Source organism: Halocynthiibacter sp. SDUM655004 (assembly GCF_026015885.1).
Lineage (GTDB): Bacteria > Pseudomonadota > Alphaproteobacteria > Rhodobacterales > Rhodobacteraceae > Falsihalocynthiibacter > Falsihalocynthiibacter halioticoli.
In genome coordinates this window covers 1267586-1288446 of record NZ_JAPDUG010000001.1, presented here as the reverse complement: position 1 = coordinate 1288446, position 20861 = coordinate 1267586, and the positions used below count along the sequence as shown (strand labels likewise).

Below are 20861 nucleotides of genomic sequence, written 5' to 3'. Positions count from 1 at the left end.
GCGACACGTTCACATTTTCGCGCTTACCCGGATTTTGCCCGTTGCCATTGAACCAAAGCGCCGTTTGGCTCTGGCATCTTTGCCGCTGGTCTGCGCGCCGCGACCTCGGCATCACGGCCAATCTCGCGCAAGCCGTCAAGGTTACCCATCACATCAGGTACGCGCTGCATGGTTTGGCTCAAAGAACGTTGAAACTCCTGACTTTTTGCCTGATGGCGCGCCCCGAAATAAAACGAAACGACAATTCCCAGAAGCCACCATAGCGGCTCCGGCACCAGCAAGAGCCCCTGCATCCGGCTTGCAAACCAGACCGGATCAACCATTGCGCTAACAAAAAGCGCCAGAATTCCGAAAACAAGCGCAGGGCGTGGTAAGCGATTTAACCCATCCATAAATCTGTCAAACCGCCCCTTTCGTGGCAAGGCAAATTCCGCTGCCAACTGCCCGAGCGCCTCTCCGCGCAGGGTAACAGCCCGTTTTGCAGCTTCTTCGGTGTTTTCACGAAACACTTCGCTTGTTTCGCGCAATACGTTGCGGCCCTCGCCAAACAACAAATACAACAGCCCGTGGATCAACCCCATGCCGCCACCCGTTCATGATGCTCACGCTCGCTTAGGTGAAACTCGCGGGTAATGAACTCCTCTGCCCGCTTTATCCAGCCGCCCTTGCCCCCGTCGCGACGGCGCGCAAATTTGCGGCTTGCGGGGCGCGCATCGGCCAAGGCGTAATAGTAATTGCGCCGCGCAATCCCATAGGCATCAACAAAAGCACGCGGCGCGATGTCATGCGCCTCTTGCGTAACAGCAGCGGTTTCCGGCCCGATCACCCCATCAACCCGCACTGAATAGCCCATGTCGTTCAACAGGCGCTGCAATATCCGCACCGCATTCGCACCCGCGTTGACATACATATCAAACACGCTCGCCTGAACCCCGCGCGGCAATGTGCCTATTCGCGGCGCATCATAGTAATGGCGCAAATAAATCTCGACAGCCTGCTCGCGGGTGAGCGCTGTAACATCCTGAATATCAACAGAATTGTCGCCCGTCACATCAAGCCCCAACCGCTTGAGCGTCTTAAGCGTCACGCCGTATTTGGTCGCGCCGCCTGGATCATCCGGATCATTCACAAAGCCGCCTTCGCGGGAAATGATGTCGGATGCGATCTCTCTTACCGTTTGCATATGGCCCCCATTTCTGTGGGGCGCATGCGTCGGTTTGGCCCCAATAACGGGGATCATGGTGAGCGGAAAATCCTATCAGAACTCTAACCGCTGCGAACGTTGCATAGGGAGTAAGAGAGGATTACCGCCCTTAGGACGCTTCATCCTCGCCCTGATACACGCCCTGTTCCTTCAGCGCATCAACGACTTCTTTGGGCATATAGGTTTCGTCATGTTTCGCAAGAATTTCAGTGGCTTCGAACACACCGTTCACATAAGAACCTGTGCCGATCATACCCTGATTTTCTTCAAAAAGATCAGGAAGAACACCAGAGTAGACTGCAGGAACCTCCGCCCCGCCATCGGTAACGACGAAACGGATTTCCTCTCCAACACCACGCTCAAGGCTGCCATCAAGAACCAATCCACCGATGCGAAAGACCTCATCCGGCGCGGGCGGCTCGGCCAGAACCTGCGAAGGCGAACGGAACAGGTTGATACCGTCCTTGAAACCGTAGCCAATCAATGCGCCGGACAAAACCAGCGACACAATGATGAGCACAATGACCTGAATACGGCGACGTTTCTTGAGGTTCTTCATGGTTCCTTACGGGAAGACCGGCGCGAGCATAAGGCCCGCTGTTTCTTCCTCTCCTAGCATGAGGTTCGCGTTTTGCAGCGCCTGACCGGACGACCCTTTGGTCAGGTTATCAAGCGCTACCATAACAATCGCCCTCCCGTCGATGCGATCTCCCGTCACACCTATATGACAGAAGTTGCTGCCACGAATATGCCGCGTGCTTGGCGTTTCGCCAAAGGGCAGCATAACGATAAACGGTTCTTTTTCATAAGCTTGCGTGAGGGAGTTATAAACCTCTTCAGGCGATCCCTTCACATAGACGGTGCCCAGAATTCCGCGGTTGGCGGGGATGAGGTGTGGCGTAAACTGTACCCGTACTGGCTCTCCGGCGATTGCGGAAAACTCTTGATCAAACTCGCCAAGGTGCCGATGGGTTCCGCCCACGGCATAGCCATGTGCGCCTTCGGAAAGTTCTGCGTGCAGCAAGTTTTCCTTGAGCGACCGCCCTGCGCCGGACACACCGGTGATCAGATTGATAATGATGTCATCAAGTGCAATGACCTTGTCCGCAATCAACGGCCGCAGCGCATACTGCCCCGTTGCCGCATTACAGCCTGTTCCGGCCACAAGCCGCGCTTGCTTGATCTCTTCACGATAAAACTCGGTCAGCCCATAAACAGCTTCGTCCTGCTGCTCCAATGCGGCGTGGTCATTTCCGTACCACTTTTTGTACGCCGCAGGGTCACGCAGCCGGAAATCCGCCGACAAATCAACAACTTTCAGATCTTTTGGCAGCTCGCGGATCACCGCTTGGCTCGTGGCATGCGGCAGCGCACAGAAGCACAGATCGACTTTGGAGAAATCGACTTCTTCGACCGTCACAAGATCAGGCAAATCCAGATGGCGCAGATGCGGGAACACCTCGGCCATGCTCTGCCCTGCTTTACGCGAGGCCGTTAGAGCGGTGATCTTCATCGAAGGATGGCTGGCAATCAGCCGGACAAGTTCTGCGCCCGTATAGCCGGACGCACCAAGAATGGCGATATTATGGGTCATTTTGACGGACCTTTTCGTGTTCAGGGCCTATGTAGGAAGTTTTGGCGGGTGCTGCAATCACGCAGCTTCAAACGTGATCTTTCGTCGCAAGAATTGCGTTGCTTTGCTTGAGACCCGCGCAGGATCGCCTGTTGTCAGGAACAGAGACTCCTCGCCTTCTCCCCGCATATCTGGATGACGCACAAGATAATCGGCAAGGCTCTCCGCAACCAAATCGGCTTGGGAATAAACTTTCACATTCGCGCCAAGGGCGTCCTGAAACTGCTGCTTCATAAGGGGATAATGCGTACAGCCAAGGATTGCGGCCTCAGGGCCAGGCATCCGCCGCAGCAGCGCATCAACGTGGCTGCGGACCAAGGCTTCGGCCAAAATCTCGTCACCATCCTCAATCGCATCCACAACACCGCCACAGGGCTGCGCTTCGACATCCACACCAATCGCGCGGAACGCAAGCTCGCGTTGAAACGCACGGCTCGACACGGTCGCGGGGGTCGCAAAAAGCGCCACATGCTTCACCGCAACTTCGCGCGGCGGAGAATTATCGCCCCAGTCCCGCTCGGTCAGTGCCTCAATGAGCGGAACGAAAACCCCAAGAACCCGTTTATTCGACGGGATCCAGCTTTCCTGCATGCGCCGCAACGCCGCAGCAGAGGCCGTGTTACAGGCAAGGATCACAAGGTCACACCCTGCATCCCAGAGGCGCTCAACGCCTTGAGTTGTCAGATTATAAATGTCTTCCGCGTCGCGCACGCCATAGGGCGCATGGGCGTTATCACCATAGTACACCAACGCTTCGTCCGGCAGACGCTTGGACACGGCATCCAGTACGGTCAAACCGCCCAAACCAGAGTCAAAAATCCCTACTGCCATCGTTTCTGTCCTTATGTCTTGCCGACTCGCCGCCGTTAATTTTCAGCTTACTTAAATTATCCGCACATTACGCGCGATATTTTTCTTCAAACTCATACCCATACTCTAACGGCGAAGCTGGGTTAGGAGAAAGCGCATATGTCGCTGCGCGCAAATAATCCATCATCGCGCTGGACTCGCCGCCGAAACGGGCCAGAGTCTCTGGCGCTATCGGCGCGCCAATGGAAAGCGCCACTTCGCTGTTTACCCGCGCGCCGAACTCCTTGATCAACAAGCCAAGCCTCAAGGTTTCATGCAGGTGGCTGGCCAATTGAAACAGCCGTGAATTTGCCCCGTGAAAATAGATCGGAACCACCTGCGCACCGGACTTCTGGATCATTTTTGCGGTGAAATTCCGCCAGCTTGGATCAAGTGGCATTGAGAAGGCTTTTGCCGAGGTCGAGACCGTCCCGCCTGGAAACACGCCAATGGCGCCGCCTTCTGCAAGATAGCGCAGCGCCGATTTGCGTGTGGTTATGTTTTGCTGAACAGCTTCGCGGGAGTCGTCAAAACTGATCGGAAGGATGATGCGGTTAATATCGGGCGCTTTGTTAAAAACGCTATTGGCCAGAATTCGGAAATCACCGCGTGTTTCCGACAACAACGCTCCCATCACCAGCCCGTCAAGGATGCCATAGGGATGGTTTGACACAACAACCAACGGCCCCTCTTTCGGAAGGTCATATGCAGGGCCACAATGCTGAACCGAAATGCCATATCGCCGCTTCATCACCGCCCAAAAATCCTGCCCGTTCGCCACCTCCTGCTCATAACCAGCAGCCTTACGAATAAGGCGGTTTCGCCCTGTTGCCCCCTCCAGAATACGGATCATCGCACGCCCTGATCGGCTCTTGGCGGAACTCGCATAGGAGATATCACGGGCGATATGACGGGCCAACTTAGTAGGTATTTGGTCTGGCATAGAGTTTGGTATCGACGGTTTAGGTGCGGAGGATCACGTAGGGCGACTGAATGCCCCTTAAAGCGCGAAACTGTAACGAACCAGTAAAATCGCGGACACGGCTGGTGTTTCCACTTGGTTCATCGTGATCTGCGACAAAAAAAGCGCGCAGCGGAGAACCGTTGCGCGCTTGTGGTTTCATCGGAACCCTGTGCTTTGGCCCTATTCCGCCGCCATCGGGGTTACGCCCCCTGCTCGGATGTCTGCCAGCAAGGCCTCACGCCGTTTCGCTGCCTTCTCTTCGTTCGCTTCTTTCACAGGGCCATAGCCGCGGATTGTCATAGGAAGTTCCATAAGCTCCTGAACCAAGGCCTTATTCCCCGCATCGACCAAAGGCAAAACGGCGTCCAAATCAGCTTCAAACTGCGCAATCAAAGCGCGTTCCATCTTGCGCTCTTTCGTGCGGCCGAATGGATCAAACGCCGTTCCACGCAGGCCTTTCATCTTGGCCAACACTCGGAACACATTCAGCATCCAAGGGCCGTACTCCCGCTTTTTGGGGCGCCCATTGGCATCCTTACCGCCAAAGATCGGAGGCGCGAGATGGAATTTCATACGGAACGCGCCGTCAAACTCTTCTCGTGCCTTGGCCTCTGTCTCAAGGTGCATGCGTGCAACCTCGTATTCATCCTTATAGGCCAAGAGCTTAAAGTATGACTTCGCCACAGCTTCCTTGAGTGCAGGATCTGCGATGGTCCCCACCTTGGCTTTATACTTCGCCGCCAGTTTCTCGTCCTGAAACAGGGTCAACTGCTCGACCCGATAGGCGATCTTCTCCTCAAGTGTCTTTTCAGGCGCTTCCGGCTTATGAGCGGCCTTATTGGCCTCCTCTGGGTTAAGCTGCGCCCAACGTCCAACTTCAAACGCCCGCTTATTGCCCTCAACCGCTGCTTTATTGAGTTCAATCGCTTCTTGGATCGCGTCATAAGATAGTGGCACAAGCCCAGCCTGCCACGCAGCGCCCAGCATCATCATGTTGGAGAATATACTGTCTCCCAAGAGATGCGCAGCCAGATCGCTTGCGTTGAACATCTGGAGCCGATCCTGAAGCCGCGCCTCAAGCGCGAGCGAAAGCCGATCCATCGGCAGCTTGAAATGGGTGTCGCGGGTGAAATCGCCCGTGATAATCTCGTGGCTGTTAACCACCGCGCCGGTCTTTCCGGTTTTCATCAGGCCAAGTGTCTTCGCGCCTGCGGTCGTCACAAGATCACCGCCGATAACCGTATCCGCTTCACCTGTGGCAACACGTATCGCGCTGATATCGCTTGGCTTATTCGCAAGGCGGCAATGAATGTGCACGGCACCACCCTTTTGTGCGAGTCCAGCCATTTCCATCAGCCCCGCGCCCTTGCCATCAATATGCGCCGCCATCGCAAGGATCGCGCCAATCGTCACAACGCCAGTACCACCGACGCCAGTAATCACCACGTTATGGGTGCCATTAATCTTGGGCAAAACGGGCGCTGGCATATCGGGCAGCTCAAGGCTTCCGGTTGCTTCCTTGCGCACTTTGGCGCCCTCAAGCGTCACGAACGAGGGGCAGAACCCTTCAACACAGGAAAAATCCTTGTTGCAGCTTGATTGATCAATCGCACGTTTGCGGCCCAGTTCGGTTTCCGCAGGCACAATCGACACACAGTTGGATTGCACACCGCAATCGCCGCAGCCTTCGCAGACATCGGTGTTGATGAACACGCGTTTGTCTATATCGGGGAACGTTCCGCGCTTGCGACGACGGCGTTTTTCGGCCGCGCAGGTCTGTACATAAAGGATCACCGAGACGCCCTTTGTCCCTGCAAAGTCGCGCTGAACCGCCATCATCTTGTCGCGGGTGTAGATCTCTAACCCTTTCGGGAACTGCGCAAGGTCCACGTCCTCTTTCGGGTCATACACAAGCGCAACCCGCTTCACGCCCATCGCCAACACTTCGCGCGCAATGCGTGGCGCATCAAGATCGCCTTCGTTGCTTTGCCCGCCCGTCATAGCGACCGCATCGTTATAGAGGATTTTGTAGGTGATATTGGTGTTTGTCGCCAAAGCAGCGCGAATGGCGAGCGAGCCGGAGTGGTTATAGGTGCCGTCACCAAGGTTCTGGAACACATGCTCGGTATTGGAGAACGGCGCCTCACCAACCCAGTTCGCACCCTCGCCACCCATCTGGGTAAAGCCCGTGGTCTCGCGGTCCATCCACTGCACCATGTAATGGCACCCAATCCCCGCATACGCGCGATGTCCATCAGGGACGCGGGTCGAGGTATTGTGTGGGCATCCCGAACAATAATACGGAAGCCGAGCAGCGATTTCCTGTGCGTTATCAGCCTTTTGCGCCTCATTCAGCATCTCAAGGCCAGCCTTGACGCTCTCTGTGCCACGGCCTTCCTCGATGAGGATATTGCCGATCTTCTCGGCGATCATGATGGGATCAATCGCAAAGCGGGTCGGGAATAGCTCTTCGCCGTCGCCGCCCTTGTGCCAGCCATAGACGCGGCGGCCACGACGATCATCAAAGATGGCTTCCTTGACCTGCACCTCGATCAGCTTGCGCTTTTCTTCGACCACCACGATCAAGTCCAGCCCCTCGGCCCATTCGTGGAAACTCTGCATATCCAGCGGCCAAACCTGCGCGACCTTATAGGTGGTGATGCCAAGGCGTTTGGCCTCGTCCTCATCCAGCCCCAAAAGCTGCAATGCATGGGTCAGATCAAGCCAGTTTTTACCTGCAGCGACAAAACCGATCTTTGCGCCCTCTTCGCCCCAAACACGCTTGTCGATGCGGTTGGCGCGGGCAAAGGCCTCGGCGGCGTGGCGTTTATAATCAATCATCCGCGCTTCTTGCGCGACCGGCGTATCGCCAAGGCGGATGTTCAATCCACCCTGCGGCATATCAAAATCAGTCGGCTCGACAAATGTGGCGCGGTGCGGATCACCGTCAACAACGGCTGTGGCCTCGACGGTATCTTTCATCGTCTTCAGGCCAACCCAAACACCCGCATAACGGCTCAGCGCCCAGCCATAGAGCCCCAAATCAAGGATCTCCTGCACACCCGCTGGAGATACAATCGGCATATAAGCATCAACCATCGCCCAATCGCTTTGATGCAAAGTTGTGGAGCTTTCGCCTGTATGGTCATCGCCCATCGCCATCAACACGCCGCCAAGCGGGCTAGTGCCGGCCATATTGGCATGGCGCATCACATCACCAGAGCGGTCAACCCCTGGCCCCTTACCGTACCAAAGGCCGAAAACGCCCTCATACTTCCCCTCGCCGCGCAGCTCTGCTTGCTGGCTGCCCCAAATGGCAGTGGCGGCGAGATCTTCGTTCAGGCCAGGCTGGAACGTGATCTGGTTTTCGTTCAGAAGCTTTTCTGCGCGCTGCATCTGCAAATCAACGGCGCCAAGCGGCGAACCACGATAGCCCGTGCACATCCCCGCAGTATTCAACCCTGCCTTCGCGTCTCTCGCGCGCTGCATCAACATCAGCCGCACAAGCGCCTGTGTACCATTCAGCAGAACCGGCGATTTTTCCAAATCAAGCCGATCATTCAAACTAATTTTCTGCTTAGACATTGCGCATCTCCTCCACGAAAGCAGCATATCACGACAATAGGTCAAAAAAGCTGACCTACAAATGCTTTTTTTGATGAAAAGGCGAATTGAATTGAACTACACTTTCGCTGTAATTCTATGTACTTTCAAACGTAGCAAATGAAATGAATTGAACGCGATGGACTGGGACAAGCTAAGAATATTTCACGCAGTGGCCGATGCGGGCAGCCTAACAGCAGCCGGAGAGACACTGCATTTGTCGCAATCCGCCGTGAGTCGACAGATTCGGGCCCTCGAAGAGAGCCTTGATACCACCCTTTTCCACCGTCACGCCCGCGGACTGATTCTCACCGAACAGGGAGAATTGCTGTTTGACGCGACCGTCGCCATGAACAAACGGCTTGAAGCGGCGAGTGCGCGCATCCGCGACAGTGAAGACGAAGTCTTTGGCGAGCTGCGCGTTACTACAACGATTGGTTTTGGCTCACTTTGGCTCGCGCCACGACTTCCGCACCTCTATGACAAGTATCCAGACCTGAAAATCGACCTTATGCTCGAAGAAGGTGTTCTTGATCTTCCCATGCGCGAGGCCGACGTTGCCATCCGCATGAAAGAGCCAAGTCAGGCCGATTTGATCCGCAAGCGGCTGATGTCCGTTCGGATGCGCCTCTATGCAACACAGGAATACCTCGACAAGTTCGGCACCCCCCGCACGATGGAAGAGCTGGAGGGCCACAGGCTCATCTGCCAAAACACGTCCTCAGCTCAGGTTGCGGCAAGTTCTGGCTTCGTGCAGCACCTGCTGACCTACGGCATTAGCAACTCTTTGACGGTCAATAACTACTTCGGCGTGCTGCAAGCGGCGATCGCGGGATTGGGGATTGGCGTGCTGCCGGATTACGTAACCGTGGACTTCCCAAACCTGATCCGTGTGCTCGATGATGTTGAGTCAAACGAGGTACCTGTCTACCTCGCCTACCCCGAAGAATTGCGCCAATCCAAGCGCATCAAGGCCTTCCGTGACTTTGTGACCGAAGAAATCTTTGAGCATCGTCAACGGATTAAGGACGAGAACGCTCAAAAAACAGGCAGCTAAGCCCATCCACTTTTGCAATTTTCTCAAATAGCTATGCATCTGGTGCATAGCGGCTTTGCGCCTATCTGAAACATTTACTATTGAAATGTACTCACACCGCCCATAAATCACTCCTCGAAGGCGATGACGAGACTTCTCGCCGCTTTCAACCTCCCTGTTGGACTTAGGGCCGAGCTTTGTCTCGGCCTTTTTTTTCGCCAAAATTCCGGAATTGCTCTAAATTCGATCAGTTTTCAAACTGCGCGAAATTTCTACGCTTTCTGAATCCGTTGCGCAGGAATGGTGCAAACGGCCCCTTTCGCCTCCACATTCTTCCCTCTTACATCACCGGCAAAAGAGGTGAATCTGACCACCGTGGCCACCAGTCACGCATCACACCCGCGAAATTCTTCGCGCGAAACCGTCAAAGCCGCGCGCGCCCTCTTCCCCTTTTCGCTTTATTTGCTTATGGAATGCCCAACTTCAAAATGGGGCCACGCCGATTTGGGCCACGCTGCACCGCAAACCTACTGGGGACTTACATGCAAGAGCCAACCATCACCGAAGAACTCATCGCCAGCCACGGGCTAAGCCCCGACGAGTACGAGCGTATCCTAGAGATCATCGGACGCACCCCGACATTCACAGAGCTTGGCATTTTTTCGGCAATGTGGAACGAGCACTGCTCTTATAAATCCTCCAAGAAATGGCTCCGCACCCTGCCAACCGAAGGCCCACAGGTCATCTGCGGCCCAGGGGAAAACGCTGGCGTAGTTGATATCGGCGACGGTCAGGCCGTAATTTTCAAAATGGAAAGCCACAACCACCCATCGTATATCGAGCCTTACCAAGGTGCGGCCACAGGCGTCGGCGGCATCCTGCGCGATGTCTTTACAATGGGCGCACGCCCGATTGCGGCAATGAACGCGCTTTCCTTCGGCGAACCCGATCATCCGAAAACCAAGCAGCTTGTGAACGGTGTGGTTGAGGGCGTCGGCGGTTACGGCAACTGTTTCGGTGTTCCGACTGTGGGCGGCGAAGTGCGTTTCCACGCGGCTTACAACGGCAACTGTCTGGTCAACGCCTTTGCCGCTGGTCTGGCTGACAGCGACAAGATCTTCTACTCCGCAGCCTCCGGCGTTGGCATGCCGGTTGTGTACCTCGGCGCGAAAACAGGCCGCGACGGTGTAGGCGGCGCAACAATGGCTTCCGCCGAGTTTGACGACACCATCGAAGAGAAGCGCCCAACTGTTCAGGTTGGCGACCCCTTCACTGAAAAGCGCCTGATGGAAGCGACGCTTGAGTTGATGGCAACCGGTGCCGTGATCTCTATTCAGGATATGGGAGCCGCTGGCCTTACCTGCTCTGCCGTTGAAATGGGTGACAAGGGCGGCCTTGGCGTAAAACTCAACCTTGAGGATGTGCCGCAACGCGAAGAAAACATGACCGCCTACGAGATGATGCTCTCGGAAAGCCAAGAGCGTATGTTGATGGTGCTGAAACCCGAGTTAGAAGCCGAAGCCCGCGCCGTTTTCGAAAAGTGGGACCTTGATTTTGCCATCGTCGGCGAAACCATCGCCGAAGACCGCTTCCTTGTCCTGCACAACGGTGAGGTCAAAGCCGACCTGCCGCTCGCAACGCTCTCTGGCTCCGCGCCTGAATACGACCGCCCATGGGTTGAAACGCCCCCAGCCGAAGAAATGGAGCCGGTGACGGGAGTTGACCCAATCGACGGCCTGAAGGCCTTGATCTCCAGCCCGAACTACGCGGGCAAACAATGGGTATACGAGCAATACGACACAATGGTCATGGCCGACACCACCCGCAATCCGGGCAACGGAAGCGGAATCGTTCGCGTACACGGCACCGACAAACAGCTTGCTTTCACCTCTGATGTAACACCGCGTTACGTTAAGGCGAACCCTGTTGAGGGCGGCAAACAGGCCGTTGCCGAAGCCTATCGTAACCTTTCCGCTGTGGGGGCGTTGCCGCTGGCCACAACCGACAATATGAACTTCGGCAACCCCGAAAAACCCGAGATCATGGGCCAGTTTGTTGGCGCGATCAAAGGGATTGGCGAAGCTGTTGCCGCCCTTGATATGCCGATCGTGTCAGGCAACGTGAGCCTTTACAACGAAACCGATGGCAAAGGCATCCTTCCTACGCCAACCATCGGTGCGGTTGGCCTGATCCACGCAGGCGAAAACGCAATCACTGGCGCCGCCCAAGACGGCCAAGTTGCACTGCTTATCGGCGAAACCACGGGCCACCTCGGCCAATCCGCGCTTCTGGCAGAGGTCTTTGGCCGTGAAGATGGCGACGCCCCTTCCGTTGACCTTGCCGCCGAAAAAGCAAACGGCGCGTTCATCCGTGACAACCGCGAGATGATCGAAGCCTGCACCGATTTGGCTGATGGCGGCCTCGCCCTCGCCGCCTTCGAGATGGCCGAAGCGGCTGGCGTTGGCGTTGCGATCGATAGTGACGACACTGCAACTCTCTTTGGCGAAGATCAGGCCCGCTACCTCGTGGCTTGCGGCTTCGATCAGGCAGAGGCGCTCTTTATCGCGGCGAACCAAGCTGGTGTGCCAATCGCCACTGTCGGGAAATTTGGCGGCGATACAGTAAGCTTCGGCTCAACCTCCGCCCCGCTGACAGAGCTTGCCGACATCTTCCGCGGCAGCTTTGAAGCAAAGGTTGCCTGATCCGCACCCAGATCTGCGCCCAGATTGCGGGCGCTGCGCGGCCCTGTGCTGCGTGGCGCTCGACCTTATCAAATCCGATCGATTTGCCATAGATAAACCAGCAGGCACACCTTGCCCGAACCTCGCGCAAAACGGATTGTGCGCCATCCACCAAAGCCTTGATGACAAGGGGTTTTCCGGCTGCTCTGCCTATGATTGCCTCGGCGCAGGGCAGCGCGTTGTGCAAGATATTTTCGACGGAAAATCATGGCAAGACCGGCCCGAACTGCTTCCGGATATGATGGAAGCCTTCGCGCTCATGCGCCCCATCCACCAAGCACTTGAACTCCTCGTCGCCGCCACAGCACTTCCAATGACACCCGAGCAGGCCTCCACCCGCCACGCGCTTCTCACGGCACTTGCCCCAGAGGATGGATGGAGCATGGAAACTCTGCGCGCGGCTGCTCCTGATTTGCGCGCGGTGAAACCCTTCTTGCGGTCCCTGCAAAACGTGGCGAAATCGCCGCAGGGTTAACGCGCCCTTTCCTGCTTTGCCTGCCTTGAACTTCGCAAACGTGCGGATTAGGTTTGGCCCAACAGGAGAACCAACAATGGCAATGCAAGCCCAAGAAATCGAAGACCTGATCCGCGCTGGCTTTCCCAACGCAAAGATCACAATCACCGACCTCGCCGGCGACGGCAACCACTGGGCGGCGGAAGTTACGGACGAAAGCTTCCGCGGCATGAACCGTGTGCAACAGCAACGCGCTGTCTATGCGAGCCTCAAAGGCGCAATGGACGGCAACAACGGCGCACTGCACGCCTTGGCACTGACCACCAAGGTTCCGGAATAACGCGCCTCCCCGAAATACCCCTTCTTTGCAGAAGGTTTGACACAAAAAGGAAGCTCCGATGAGCGCAGAGACACAAATCAAAGAGACCGTAACCAACAATGATGTGGTCCTCTTTATGAAAGGCACCAAAGAGATGCCACAATGCGGATTTTCAAGCCGCGTGGCCGGTGTTTTGAACTTCATGGGCGTCGATTTCGCCGACGTGAATGTTCTGGCCGACGATGAACTCCGTCAAGGCATCAAAGACTACAGCGATTGGCCAACAATCCCGCAGCTCTATGTAAAAGGCGAGTTTGTGGGCGGATGTGACATCGTAACAGAGATGACGCTTTCCGGTGAGCTTGATACGCTGTTTGCCGAAAACGAAGTCGCGTTCAGCAAAGAAGCTGCCGACAAAATCCGCGAAGCAAACGCCTAGTTCAAAATTCTAAATTCTGCAACGAACCAACAAAAAAAGCCCGCCATATTGGCGGGCTTTTCTACTTTATTCCAAAGGCTTGACCGCGAAGCTTAACGTTCAAGCATTTGCCTTTTCTTCGATCGTATCGGCCACGGATTCGGCACGTGCGGCGATTTCTGCGAGCGTATCTTTGATCTCTTGCGGGATCACCGCAACCTGATCCGGAACAGTCGGTCGCGCGCGCAATTCTTCGAGCAATTGCTCTTGCGTCGCGAGTTTGTCATTGGCCTGCGCCAGCCGCTCCTCAAGCCCGGCTGTTTTGTCCGCAAGCATCAGGCCCGCCATCAAAAGCATCCGCGCTTCGGGCATGCGCCCGATTTGTTCCGCCAGAACCGAGGCTTCGCCATCCAGCAGTGCGGCAGCGGCCTGAAGGAAATGTTCTTCCCCCTCCTGGCACCCAACTTCGAAATCGCGTCCGCCAATTGTGATTTTGATCTCAGGCATTATGCATTCTCCCCAATCAGCGTCTCTAGATCCTTGATGATCCCATCAAGCTCGTTTCGGTCGCTGGCCTGCGCGCTTTTCACGCCTTCAAGCTCGGCCTGAAGCGAGGCGTCAACAAGCTCTTTGTCTGCAACCCCATCAGCAATCGCCTGCCGCAAGGCGGCGTTGTTCTTGCGCAATTCGGCATTCACCCCCTTGAGGCGGCCAACATCGCCTTCGAGCGTACCGATGCTCTCCTGAAGCGAAGCAACCTGCCGCTCAAGGCTGGCCAATGTTTGCTCTTGCTTGGTTTTGATAGCGCGGACGCGCTCCTCAAGCTGGGCATTGACCGAGCGCTCTGCTTCAAGCGCTTCCTTCAGGGCTGCACTCTCACCTTTTTCAAACCGCTCCACGCCCGAATTAATCCGCGCAAAAGCTGCCATAATTCTTTGTTCAAACTCTGTGATCTCGCTCATGTGCCTCTCTCCTCGGCCTGCCTGCGGGGCTGCGCCATTCGACGGTGATCCCATTTCCGCGCCTCTTTACGGCGCTTTTCGATGTGGCGCTTGCCAGCGTGCCGACCGTCCGAACCGCAATCTTTCGACATGGTCCGGTAATGACGTCAACACGTCTGATTGTAGCAAACCCGCGCGGCAGTAAAACCACGAATCGTGCCAAAACACCGCTTGATGGTCAGTTTATCGCAGCGAATTTCGAATTGCGCCCCTTTTTGCCGCCTCTTTTCCCGCTCAGGGAGCTTGCATCCTTGCACTTTACGAAACACTTGCTATCAAACCGCTAACAAAAGAGCCCAACCAGAGGAATACTCGTGGATATTGCAACTCTCCGCAAAGAGCACCCCGAACATTGGAACAAAGCCGCCGCAATCCGTGTCCTGACACTGGATGCCGTGGCCGCTGCAAACTCCGGTCACTCCGGTATGCCTATGGGCATGGCCGATGTGGCGACTGTTCTGTTTGAAAAGCATCTGAAGTTTGACCCAAAGAACCCGCTTTGGCCTGATCGGGACCGGTTTATCCTGTCCGCAGGTCACGGCTCCATGCTGGTCTATTCCCTGCTTCACCTCACAGGTTACGAGCAAGTCACACTCGAGCAGCTCAAGAACTTCCGCCAGTCCGGCGCGCTCACAGCGGGTCACCCAGAAAATTTCCTTCTCGACGGCGTTGAAACAACCACCGGCCCACTCGGTCAGGGGATTGCGAACTCGGTTGGCTTTGCAATGGCCGAAGAACTTCAGCGCGCGCAATTCGGCAAGAAGGTTGTCGATCACTATACATATGTGATCGCGGGCGACGGTTGCCTCATGGAAGGCGTAAGCCAAGAAGCCATCGGCATCGCAGGACGCCACGAGCTTTCCAAGCTGATCGTCTTCTGGGACAACAACAACATCACCATCGACGGCACCGTTGATCTGTCCGACCGTACCGATCAGGTTATGCGTTTCAAGGCATCTGGTTGGCACGTGCAGGAGATCGACGGCCACGATCCGATTGCGATTGATGCTGCGATCACCGCTGCGAAGAAATCCGGCAAGCCTTCGATGATCGCCTGTGAAACCCACATCGCGCTCGGCTCCTCCGCTCAGGACACGTCCAAAGGCCACGGTGCCCTTACAGACGCAACACTGATTGCCAACACCCGTACAGCCTACGGCTGGGAGCATGGTCCGTTTGACATCCCCGCTGACATAAAATCCCAGTGGGAAGCCATGGGCGAAAAAGGCGCTGCGGCCTTTGCAGAATGGCAAGAGCGCTTCGCGAGCCTCTCCGGCAACAAACAGAATGAGTTCAACCGCGCTTATGCGCTTGAAGCGCCTAAGAAAATCTCGGCTGCGGTCAAAGCTCTTAAGAAAAAGGTTTCCGAAGAGCAGCCAAAGGTTGCCACACGTAAATCCAGCGAATTGGCGCTTGAGGTCTTGAACCCGCTGATGTGGGAAACTGTTGGCGGATCTGCTGACCTCACTGGCTCCAACAACACCAAGACTGCTGATCTGGGTGTGTTCTCGCCAGAGGACCGCAAAGGGCGTTACGTCTATTGGGGTATCCGCGAGCACGGCATGGCCAGCGCAATGAACGGCATGGCGCTGCATGGCGGCATGCGCCCCTACGGCGGCACATTCATGTGTTTCACAGACTATGCCCGCCCTGCGATGCGCCTCGCCGCGTTGAGCAAGATCCCGACTGTATTCGTGATGACCCACGACAGCATCGGCCTTGGCGAAGACGGCCCGACACACCAGCCTGTCGAGCATCTCGCGATTTCGCGCGCAACGCCAAACACATATGTGTTCCGCCCCGCCGACACGGTTGAAACAGCCGAGGCATGGGAAGTTGCGTTTACGTCTAAATCCACTCCATCGGTTCTGGCGCTTTCCCGTCAGGGGCTGCCGACCGTTCGGACAGAGCATAAGAACAAGAACATGACCGCGCTTGGTGGCTATGTTCTCAAGGATGCGGTTGCCAAACGTCAGGTTATCCTGATGGCAACAGGTTCCGAAGTGTCGGTTGCGCTTGAAGCGCAAGAGCTCCTTGAAGCAGAGGGCATCGGTACACGCGTTGTTTCCATGCCATGTATGGAACTTTTCGAAGCGCAGGACGAAGCCTATCGCAAGCGCGTGCTTCCAGGCGGCCCGGTTCGGGTTGCGATCGAAGCCGGCGTTCAAATGGGTTGGGACAAATGGCTCACAGGTGAGCGCGGCAAGGCCAACAAGGCTGGGTTCGTCGGCATGGAAGGCTTCGGCGCTTCTGCTCCTGCTGAAGAGCTCTTTGTGAAATACGGCATCACCGCCGAAAACACAGTTGCCAAGGTCAAGGCGCTGCTCGGGCTCTAGTCCTCGACCGGCCTTACAGTATTTTAAGCCCCGCCGGATGCGTTTCGGCGGGGCTTTTCGTTTCTACAGCAGCGAAGCACAAGCCTTTCTGCCAAACTCAAACTCTATTTACGTTGGAAACGTTGGGGTGATCTTGCCCCCAGATTTTACGCGCGTCTTTGGAAACGATTCTCCGCTCGATGCGGTCCAGTTCCGCCAGCGCAGGTCCAACACCGCCAGTTCGCGACAGTGCTGCATCAAACGCACGCCGCACAGAGCGCGGCCGCCATGGCAGCACCGCCCCAGAAAGCCAAATTCGCAACTCTCTTGGAAGGCGATCGTAATCCCGCATCGGGTCGGATGAACGGCGCTTGCACTTGAGGCTTGTGCGGCCAAGGTTTCCAGCCATCAGAGCGCATTCACCTTGATCTGCAACTGGTGCCCCGCCGCGCAATACTTCAGTATCTCCAACCAACCCCGCGAAACGCTAAATTCAATGATTGTTTGTGATTTCGCCTGCATACGCGCGGAGCCCTCTTCGTCGCTAGAATCTTGCGGCCCAATAGTTATGTTATAACGTAATGCACCACAAGCCGATTTTCCAACCTCACTCACAACGCCCACGCCGAAGTGATTCCTTTGCCAGACTCTGGACCACAAATTGTTAACGCCAACATCGAATGCCCAAGATAAAACGCTACGTCCTGTTAGCGCCAACGGGCAATGTTTTGCGCTAACATATTGCGAATAAAGCGGTTTTACCCTCGGAATATGTTAGGTTTTCCCCTATATACCCCCGTAATCGCCAAGTCGTCAGAGGCCCCTGATGACCGCGAAAAAGAGGATACGCTATGACCGTCACAGTCGGGATTAACGGATTTGGCCGCATTGGCCGCTGTACATTGGCCCATATCGCAGAGAGCGGCCGCAACGACGTTCAGGTTGTCAAACTTAACGCAACCGGACCCATCGAAACAAACGCACATTTGCTAAAATATGACTCCGTGCATGGCCGCTTTGCGGGCGATATTCGGGTCAACGGCAACACGCTTGATTTGGGCCGTGGCCCGATGGACGTGATGAGCACATATAACCCAGAAGAGCTTGACTGGTCCGGCTGTGACGTTGTTTTGGAATGTACCGGCAAATTCAACGACGGCGATAAATCGGCGGTCCACCTTGAGCGTGGCGCAAAACGCGTTCTGATCTCTGCGCCTGCCACCAATGTGGCGCGCACAGTCGTTTATGGCGTGAACCATCGTGATCTCCTGCCCCAAGACAAGATCGTGTCCAACGGCTCCTGCACCACCAACTGCCTCGCGCCGCTGGCGAAGGTGCTGAACGATGCTGTCGGGATCGAAAGCGGCATCATGACTACGATCCACAGCTACACCGGCGATCAGCCAACGCTCGACCGCCGCCACAAAGACCTCTACCGCGCCCGCGCCGCCGCTATGGCGATGATCCCAACCTCGACAGGTGCAGCCAAGGCGCTTGGCCTCGTGCTGCCAGAGCTGGACGGCAAACTTGACGGCACCTCGATACGGGTACCAACACCGAATGTCTCCGCGGTTGATCTGACGTTCCAAGCGGGCAAAGACGTAACCAAAGACGACATCAACGAGATCGTCGCCAATGCCGCCAACGGCCACATGGGCGCGGTCCTCGCCTATGATCCTGAACAAAAAGTCTCGATCGACTTCAATCACACCTCACATTCCTCTATCTTCGCCCCTGACCAAACCAAGGTCGTCGGCAAACGTATGGTGCGTGTGCTGGCATGGTACGATAACGAGTGGGGCTTTTCCTGCCGCATGGCTGATGTTGCTGCGGAAATGGGGCGCCTCACCTCCTAGGAAGTGGCGCGCGCGCATGACGACACGACTGGTTTTGATTATCTGCGGCGTGATCCTTCTGGTTTTCGCCGCAGATCACTTTTTCTTACACCTTGATTTCCCTGTCCGCGCCGCGCGCCGCCTCGGACAAGCGATCGAATACATCGCCTTCTGGCGCTAAGCCTGCGCATCGGCGCACGCACCCTTCCCCTTCGTCAATTTCAACCGCCAAAATCCGCGCTCCTCGGTTAAGGCCCATTGCATCTTGGGCTTGTTAGCGATAACAAGCCCGTGGCCCCATACAATACTATTTGAAGTCCGAGGAGACTACGCATGTCTGTAAAAGTAGCGATCAACGGGTTTGGACGCATTGGCCGGAATGTTCTGCGCGCCATCGTTGAATCCGGCCGCACCGATATTGAAGTTGTGGCGATCAACGATCTTGGTCCGGTTGAAACCAACGCGCACCTCCTGCGCTATGACACCGTGCATGGCCGTTTCCCGCATGACGTGACCACAACCGACAACACAATCGACGTGGGCCGTGGCCCGATTGCCGTAACCGCAATCCGCAACCCTGCCGAACTTCCATGGGGTCACATCGACATCGTGCTTGAGTGTACCGGTATCTTTACCGCGCGCGACAAAGCCGCCATCCACCTTGAAAACGGCGCGAGCCGCGTTCTTGTCTCTGCGCCATCCGCAGGCGCTGACAAAACCATCGTATACGGTGTGAACGACAACACGCTCACATCCGAAGACATCGTGGTATCGAACGCCTCTTGCACAACCAACTGTCTCTCGCCGGTTGCCAAGGTTCTGAACGATGTGATCGGCATCAAGCGCGGCTTCATGACAACGATCCACAGCTACACAGGCGACCAGCCAACGCTCGATACAATGCACAGCGACCTGTATCGCGCCCGCGCTGCGGCCTGCAACATGATCCCAACGTCCACAGGCGCGGCCAAGGCCGTTGGCCTCGTGCTGCCAGAGCTTAACGGCAAGCTGGACGGCGTTGCGATCCGCGTGCCAACGCCAAACGTTTCTGTTGTCGACCTGACATTCGAAGCCAGCCGCGACACAACCGCCGAAGAGATCAACGCTGCGATCCACGCCGCCGCGTCCGAAGGCCCGCTCAAGGGTATCCTCGGCGTCACAGATCACAAGCTGGTATCGATGGACTTCAACCACGATCCCCACAGCTCGATCTTTGCCACTGACCAGACCAAGGTAATGGACGGCAACATGTGCCGTATCCTGACTTGGTATGACAACGAGTGGGGCTTCTCCAACCGCATGGCCGACACAGCGGTTGCGATGGCAAAACTTATCTAAGCTTAACGCTTACACACATTAGAAAAGCCGCCTCAATACGGGGCGGCTTTTTTGTTTATCTAGTCTAATCTAGAAACCCGTAGTCGGATTTAGCGGAACCGAGACACCAAAGCGCCGTTTACCGCGGGTGTCACAAACTTGCTCACATCCCCGCCAAGCCGTGCGATCTCCTTCACCAGCTTACTGGCAATGGCCTGATGCTTGGCCTCGGCCATCAAAAACACCGTTTCAATGCTGTCGTCGAGCGCACGGTTCATACCGACCATCTGATACTCATATTCAAAATCCGCAACCGCCCGAAGGCCGCGAAGGATAATCTGCGCCCCGACATCATGGGCGCAATCGATCAGCAAATTCTCGAACGGATGCACGACAATCTCGGTTCCGGTCTCTTTAGACAGGCCCGCGATTTCCGCCTCAATCATCGAGACCCGCTCATCCAGATCAAACATCGGCCCTTTGTCACGGTTAATCGCAACGCCGATCACAAGCCGATCCACAAGAGCGGTACTGCGCCGGATGATATCAATATGCCCCAAGGTGATCGGGTCAAATGTACCCGGGTATAGTCCGATGCGCACGTTGGTTCCTCCTGTGGCAATGTTTGTTGCACGCAACATTATTGCGCCACGGATTGCAAGCCTTTCCCGACGCCGCCTGCCGGAATAATTGGCGCGGCGCGCATCAGCAAAGGCTCGCGCTGATTAATGGCCCATGATCATGCCTTGAAGGGCGTCTTTCTCCATCGCGAGTTCGGCGAGCTTGGCTTTAACCACGTCACCGATGGAGATCAGCCCGACAAGCGTTCCGTCTTCAACAACGGGAACATGGCGGAACCGTCCGTCTGTCATCTTCTGAAGCACATCATCCACCTGGTCGGCACGGCCACAGGTTACAACACCAGTTGTCATCACCTCAGAGAGTTGGTCCGTCATACAGGCCACCCCTTTTTGGGCAATCTCGCGTACGATATCGCGCTCCGAAAGGATGCCTTCTGCCGTCTTGCCATCATTTGAAATCACAATCGTACCGATCTTGCGTTCGGCCAGCATTTGCGCTGCCTCACTCACGCTCGCGCTTGCCGCCAAAGTGACAACCCCATCATCCGCCTTGGATTTCAAAATCTGTTGCACAAGCATGGGCACCTCCAT

Annotated in this window: 21 protein-coding genes; 9 read left to right on the top strand and 12 right to left on the bottom strand. The window is 56.0% G+C overall.

Annotated elements, in window-relative coordinates:
* Positions 1-23: 23 nt before the first annotated feature.
* From N9C89_RS06305 to N9C89_RS06275, 7 genes are all read right to left on the bottom strand, one after another.
* Positions 24-581 carry a holin family protein gene (locus N9C89_RS06305; protein WP_263952986.1) on the bottom strand — a complete coding sequence of 186 codons (558 nt, stop codon included), beginning with the start codon at positions 579-581 and terminating at the stop codon, positions 24-26.
* Positions 572-1183 carry a holin-associated N-acetylmuramidase gene (locus tag N9C89_RS06300; RefSeq protein ID WP_263952985.1) on the bottom strand — a complete coding sequence of 204 codons (612 nt, stop codon included), beginning with the start codon at positions 1181-1183 and terminating at the stop codon, positions 572-574. Before N9C89_RS06300 ends, N9C89_RS06305 begins: the two co-directional genes overlap by 10 nt.
* Before the next feature lie 130 nt (positions 1184-1313).
* Positions 1314-1763, bottom strand: a complete 450-nt coding sequence (gene ccmE / locus N9C89_RS06295; RefSeq protein ID WP_263952984.1) for a cytochrome c maturation protein CcmE — start codon at positions 1761-1763, stop codon at positions 1314-1316.
* A 6-nt stretch (positions 1764-1769) separates the two neighbouring features.
* On the bottom strand, positions 1770-2798 hold the full coding sequence (gene argC, locus N9C89_RS06290; RefSeq protein WP_263952983.1) for an N-acetyl-gamma-glutamyl-phosphate reductase: 1029 nt from the start codon (positions 2796-2798) through the stop codon (positions 1770-1772).
* Positions 2799-2855: 57 nt separating this feature from the next.
* Positions 2856-3668 carry a glutamate racemase gene (locus tag N9C89_RS06285; RefSeq protein WP_263952982.1) on the bottom strand — a complete coding sequence of 271 codons (813 nt, stop codon included), beginning with the start codon at positions 3666-3668 and terminating at the stop codon, positions 2856-2858.
* Between the two features lie 67 nt (positions 3669-3735).
* Positions 3736-4629, bottom strand: a complete 894-nt coding sequence (locus N9C89_RS06280; protein ID WP_263952981.1) for a lysophospholipid acyltransferase family protein — start codon at positions 4627-4629, stop codon at positions 3736-3738.
* A gap of 201 nt (positions 4630-4830) precedes the next feature.
* The gene (locus N9C89_RS06275) at positions 4831-8235 is read right to left on the bottom strand and encodes an indolepyruvate ferredoxin oxidoreductase family protein (RefSeq protein WP_263952980.1); all 3405 of its coding nucleotides are present in this window, start codon (positions 8233-8235) and stop codon (positions 4831-4833) included.
* A 157-nt stretch (positions 8236-8392) separates the two neighbouring features.
* On the opposite strand from N9C89_RS06275, the gene N9C89_RS06270 reads away from it, so the two are divergent.
* From N9C89_RS06270 to grxD, 5 genes are all read left to right on the top strand, one after another.
* Positions 8393-9310 (top strand): LysR family transcriptional regulator, encoded by a 918-nt coding sequence (locus N9C89_RS06270; RefSeq protein ID WP_263952979.1) that lies wholly within the window; start codon positions 8393-8395, stop codon positions 9308-9310.
* Between the two features lie 521 nt (positions 9311-9831).
* A complete protein-coding gene (gene purL, locus N9C89_RS06265) occupies positions 9832-11991 on the top strand; it encodes a phosphoribosylformylglycinamidine synthase subunit PurL (RefSeq protein ID WP_263952978.1) in 2160 nt (719 codons plus the stop codon).
* Positions 11984-12505: a hypothetical protein gene (locus N9C89_RS06260; RefSeq protein WP_263952977.1), complete on the top strand. Its 522-nt coding sequence runs from the start codon at positions 11984-11986 to the stop codon at positions 12503-12505. The genes purL and N9C89_RS06260 overlap by 8 nt, the downstream gene beginning before the upstream one ends.
* Before the next feature lie 76 nt (positions 12506-12581).
* On the top strand, positions 12582-12824 hold the full coding sequence (locus N9C89_RS06255) for a BolA family transcriptional regulator (RefSeq protein WP_263952976.1): 243 nt from the start codon (positions 12582-12584) through the stop codon (positions 12822-12824).
* A 58-nt stretch (positions 12825-12882) separates the two neighbouring features.
* Positions 12883-13242, top strand: a complete 360-nt coding sequence (gene grxD, locus N9C89_RS06250; RefSeq protein WP_263952975.1) for a Grx4 family monothiol glutaredoxin — start codon at positions 12883-12885, stop codon at positions 13240-13242.
* A gap of 99 nt (positions 13243-13341) precedes the next feature.
* Here the strand turns inward: grxD and N9C89_RS06245 are convergent, their stop codons facing one another.
* Together N9C89_RS06245 and N9C89_RS06240 are read right to left on the bottom strand one after the other, a co-directional pair.
* Positions 13342-13728: a cell division protein ZapA gene (locus N9C89_RS06245; RefSeq protein ID WP_263952974.1), complete on the bottom strand. Its 387-nt coding sequence runs from the start codon at positions 13726-13728 to the stop codon at positions 13342-13344.
* Positions 13728-14183, bottom strand: a complete 456-nt coding sequence (locus N9C89_RS06240; protein ID WP_263952973.1) for a hypothetical protein — start codon at positions 14181-14183, stop codon at positions 13728-13730. Before N9C89_RS06240 ends, N9C89_RS06245 begins: the two co-directional genes overlap by 1 nt.
* A 353-nt stretch (positions 14184-14536) precedes the next feature.
* Between N9C89_RS06240 and tkt the strand changes: the two genes are divergently transcribed.
* On the top strand, positions 14537-16558 hold the full coding sequence (tkt, locus tag N9C89_RS06235) for a transketolase (protein WP_263952972.1): 2022 nt from the start codon (positions 14537-14539) through the stop codon (positions 16556-16558).
* Between the two features lie 97 nt (positions 16559-16655).
* Here the strand turns inward: tkt and N9C89_RS06230 are convergent, their stop codons facing one another.
* On the bottom strand, positions 16656-16946 hold the full coding sequence (locus tag N9C89_RS06230; protein ID WP_263952971.1) for a DUF6525 family protein: 291 nt from the start codon (positions 16944-16946) through the stop codon (positions 16656-16658).
* A gap of 442 nt (positions 16947-17388) precedes the next feature.
* Here N9C89_RS06230 and gap (N9C89_RS06225) point away from each other — a divergent pair, with 442 nt between their 5' ends.
* The 3 genes from gap (N9C89_RS06225) (at position 17389) to gap (N9C89_RS06215) (ending at position 19710) form a co-directional block, all read left to right on the top strand.
* Complete coding sequence (gene gap / locus N9C89_RS06225) at positions 17389-18393, top strand: type I glyceraldehyde-3-phosphate dehydrogenase (RefSeq protein ID WP_263952970.1); 1005 nt, start codon at positions 17389-17391, stop codon at positions 18391-18393.
* A gap of 16 nt (positions 18394-18409) precedes the next feature.
* Positions 18410-18553: a hypothetical protein gene (locus tag N9C89_RS06220; protein WP_263952969.1), complete on the top strand. Its 144-nt coding sequence runs from the start codon at positions 18410-18412 to the stop codon at positions 18551-18553.
* Between the two features lie 152 nt (positions 18554-18705).
* A complete protein-coding gene (gene gap / locus N9C89_RS06215) occupies positions 18706-19710 on the top strand; it encodes a type I glyceraldehyde-3-phosphate dehydrogenase (protein ID WP_263952968.1) in 1005 nt (334 codons plus the stop codon).
* 89 nt (positions 19711-19799) lie between these two features.
* Here gap (N9C89_RS06215) and coaD read toward each other — a convergent pair whose 3' ends face one another.
* Entirely contained in the window at positions 19800-20291 is a 492-nt protein-coding gene (gene coaD / locus N9C89_RS06210) for a pantetheine-phosphate adenylyltransferase (protein ID WP_263952967.1), read from the bottom strand.
* A gap of 123 nt (positions 20292-20414) precedes the next feature.
* Positions 20415-20849: a CBS domain-containing protein gene (locus N9C89_RS06205; protein WP_263952966.1), complete on the bottom strand. Its 435-nt coding sequence runs from the start codon at positions 20847-20849 to the stop codon at positions 20415-20417.
* Positions 20850-20861: the final 12 nt, after the last annotated feature.

Coding starts and splice junctions, on each gene's coding strand:
- N9C89_RS06305 (WP_263952986.1), bottom strand. CDS start 581: ATGGGGTTGATCCACGGGCTGTTGTATTTGTTGTTTGGCGAGGGCCGC.
- N9C89_RS06300 (WP_263952985.1), bottom strand. CDS start 1,183: ATGCAAACGGTAAGAGAGATCGCATCCGACATCATTTCCCGCGAAGGC.
- ccmE (WP_263952984.1), bottom strand. CDS start 1,763: ATGAAGAACCTCAAGAAACGTCGCCGTATTCAGGTCATTGTGCTCATC.
- argC (WP_263952983.1), bottom strand. CDS start 2,798: ATGACCCATAATATCGCCATTCTTGGTGCGTCCGGCTATACGGGCGCA.
- N9C89_RS06285 (WP_263952982.1), bottom strand. CDS start 3,668: ATGGCAGTAGGGATTTTTGACTCTGGTTTGGGCGGTTTGACCGTACTG.
- N9C89_RS06280 (WP_263952981.1), bottom strand. CDS start 4,629: ATGCCAGACCAAATACCTACTAAGTTGGCCCGTCATATCGCCCGTGAT.
- N9C89_RS06275 (WP_263952980.1), bottom strand. CDS start 8,235: ATGTCTAAGCAGAAAATTAGTTTGAATGATCGGCTTGATTTGGAAAAA.
- N9C89_RS06270 (WP_263952979.1), top strand. CDS start 8,393: ATGGACTGGGACAAGCTAAGAATATTTCACGCAGTGGCCGATGCGGGC.
- purL (WP_263952978.1), top strand. CDS start 9,832: ATGCAAGAGCCAACCATCACCGAAGAACTCATCGCCAGCCACGGGCTA.
- N9C89_RS06255 (WP_263952976.1), top strand. CDS start 12,582: ATGGCAATGCAAGCCCAAGAAATCGAAGACCTGATCCGCGCTGGCTTT.
- grxD (WP_263952975.1), top strand. CDS start 12,883: ATGAGCGCAGAGACACAAATCAAAGAGACCGTAACCAACAATGATGTG.
- N9C89_RS06245 (WP_263952974.1), bottom strand. CDS start 13,728: ATGCCTGAGATCAAAATCACAATTGGCGGACGCGATTTCGAAGTTGGG.
- N9C89_RS06240 (WP_263952973.1), bottom strand. CDS start 14,183: ATGAGCGAGATCACAGAGTTTGAACAAAGAATTATGGCAGCTTTTGCG.
- N9C89_RS06230 (WP_263952971.1), bottom strand. CDS start 16,946: ATGGCTGGAAACCTTGGCCGCACAAGCCTCAAGTGCAAGCGCCGTTCA.
- gap (WP_263952970.1), top strand. CDS start 17,389: ATGACCGTCACAGTCGGGATTAACGGATTTGGCCGCATTGGCCGCTGT.
- N9C89_RS06220 (WP_263952969.1), top strand. CDS start 18,410: ATGACGACACGACTGGTTTTGATTATCTGCGGCGTGATCCTTCTGGTT.
- gap (WP_263952968.1), top strand. CDS start 18,706: ATGTCTGTAAAAGTAGCGATCAACGGGTTTGGACGCATTGGCCGGAAT.
- N9C89_RS06205 (WP_263952966.1), bottom strand. CDS start 20,849: ATGCTTGTGCAACAGATTTTGAAATCCAAGGCGGATGATGGGGTTGTC.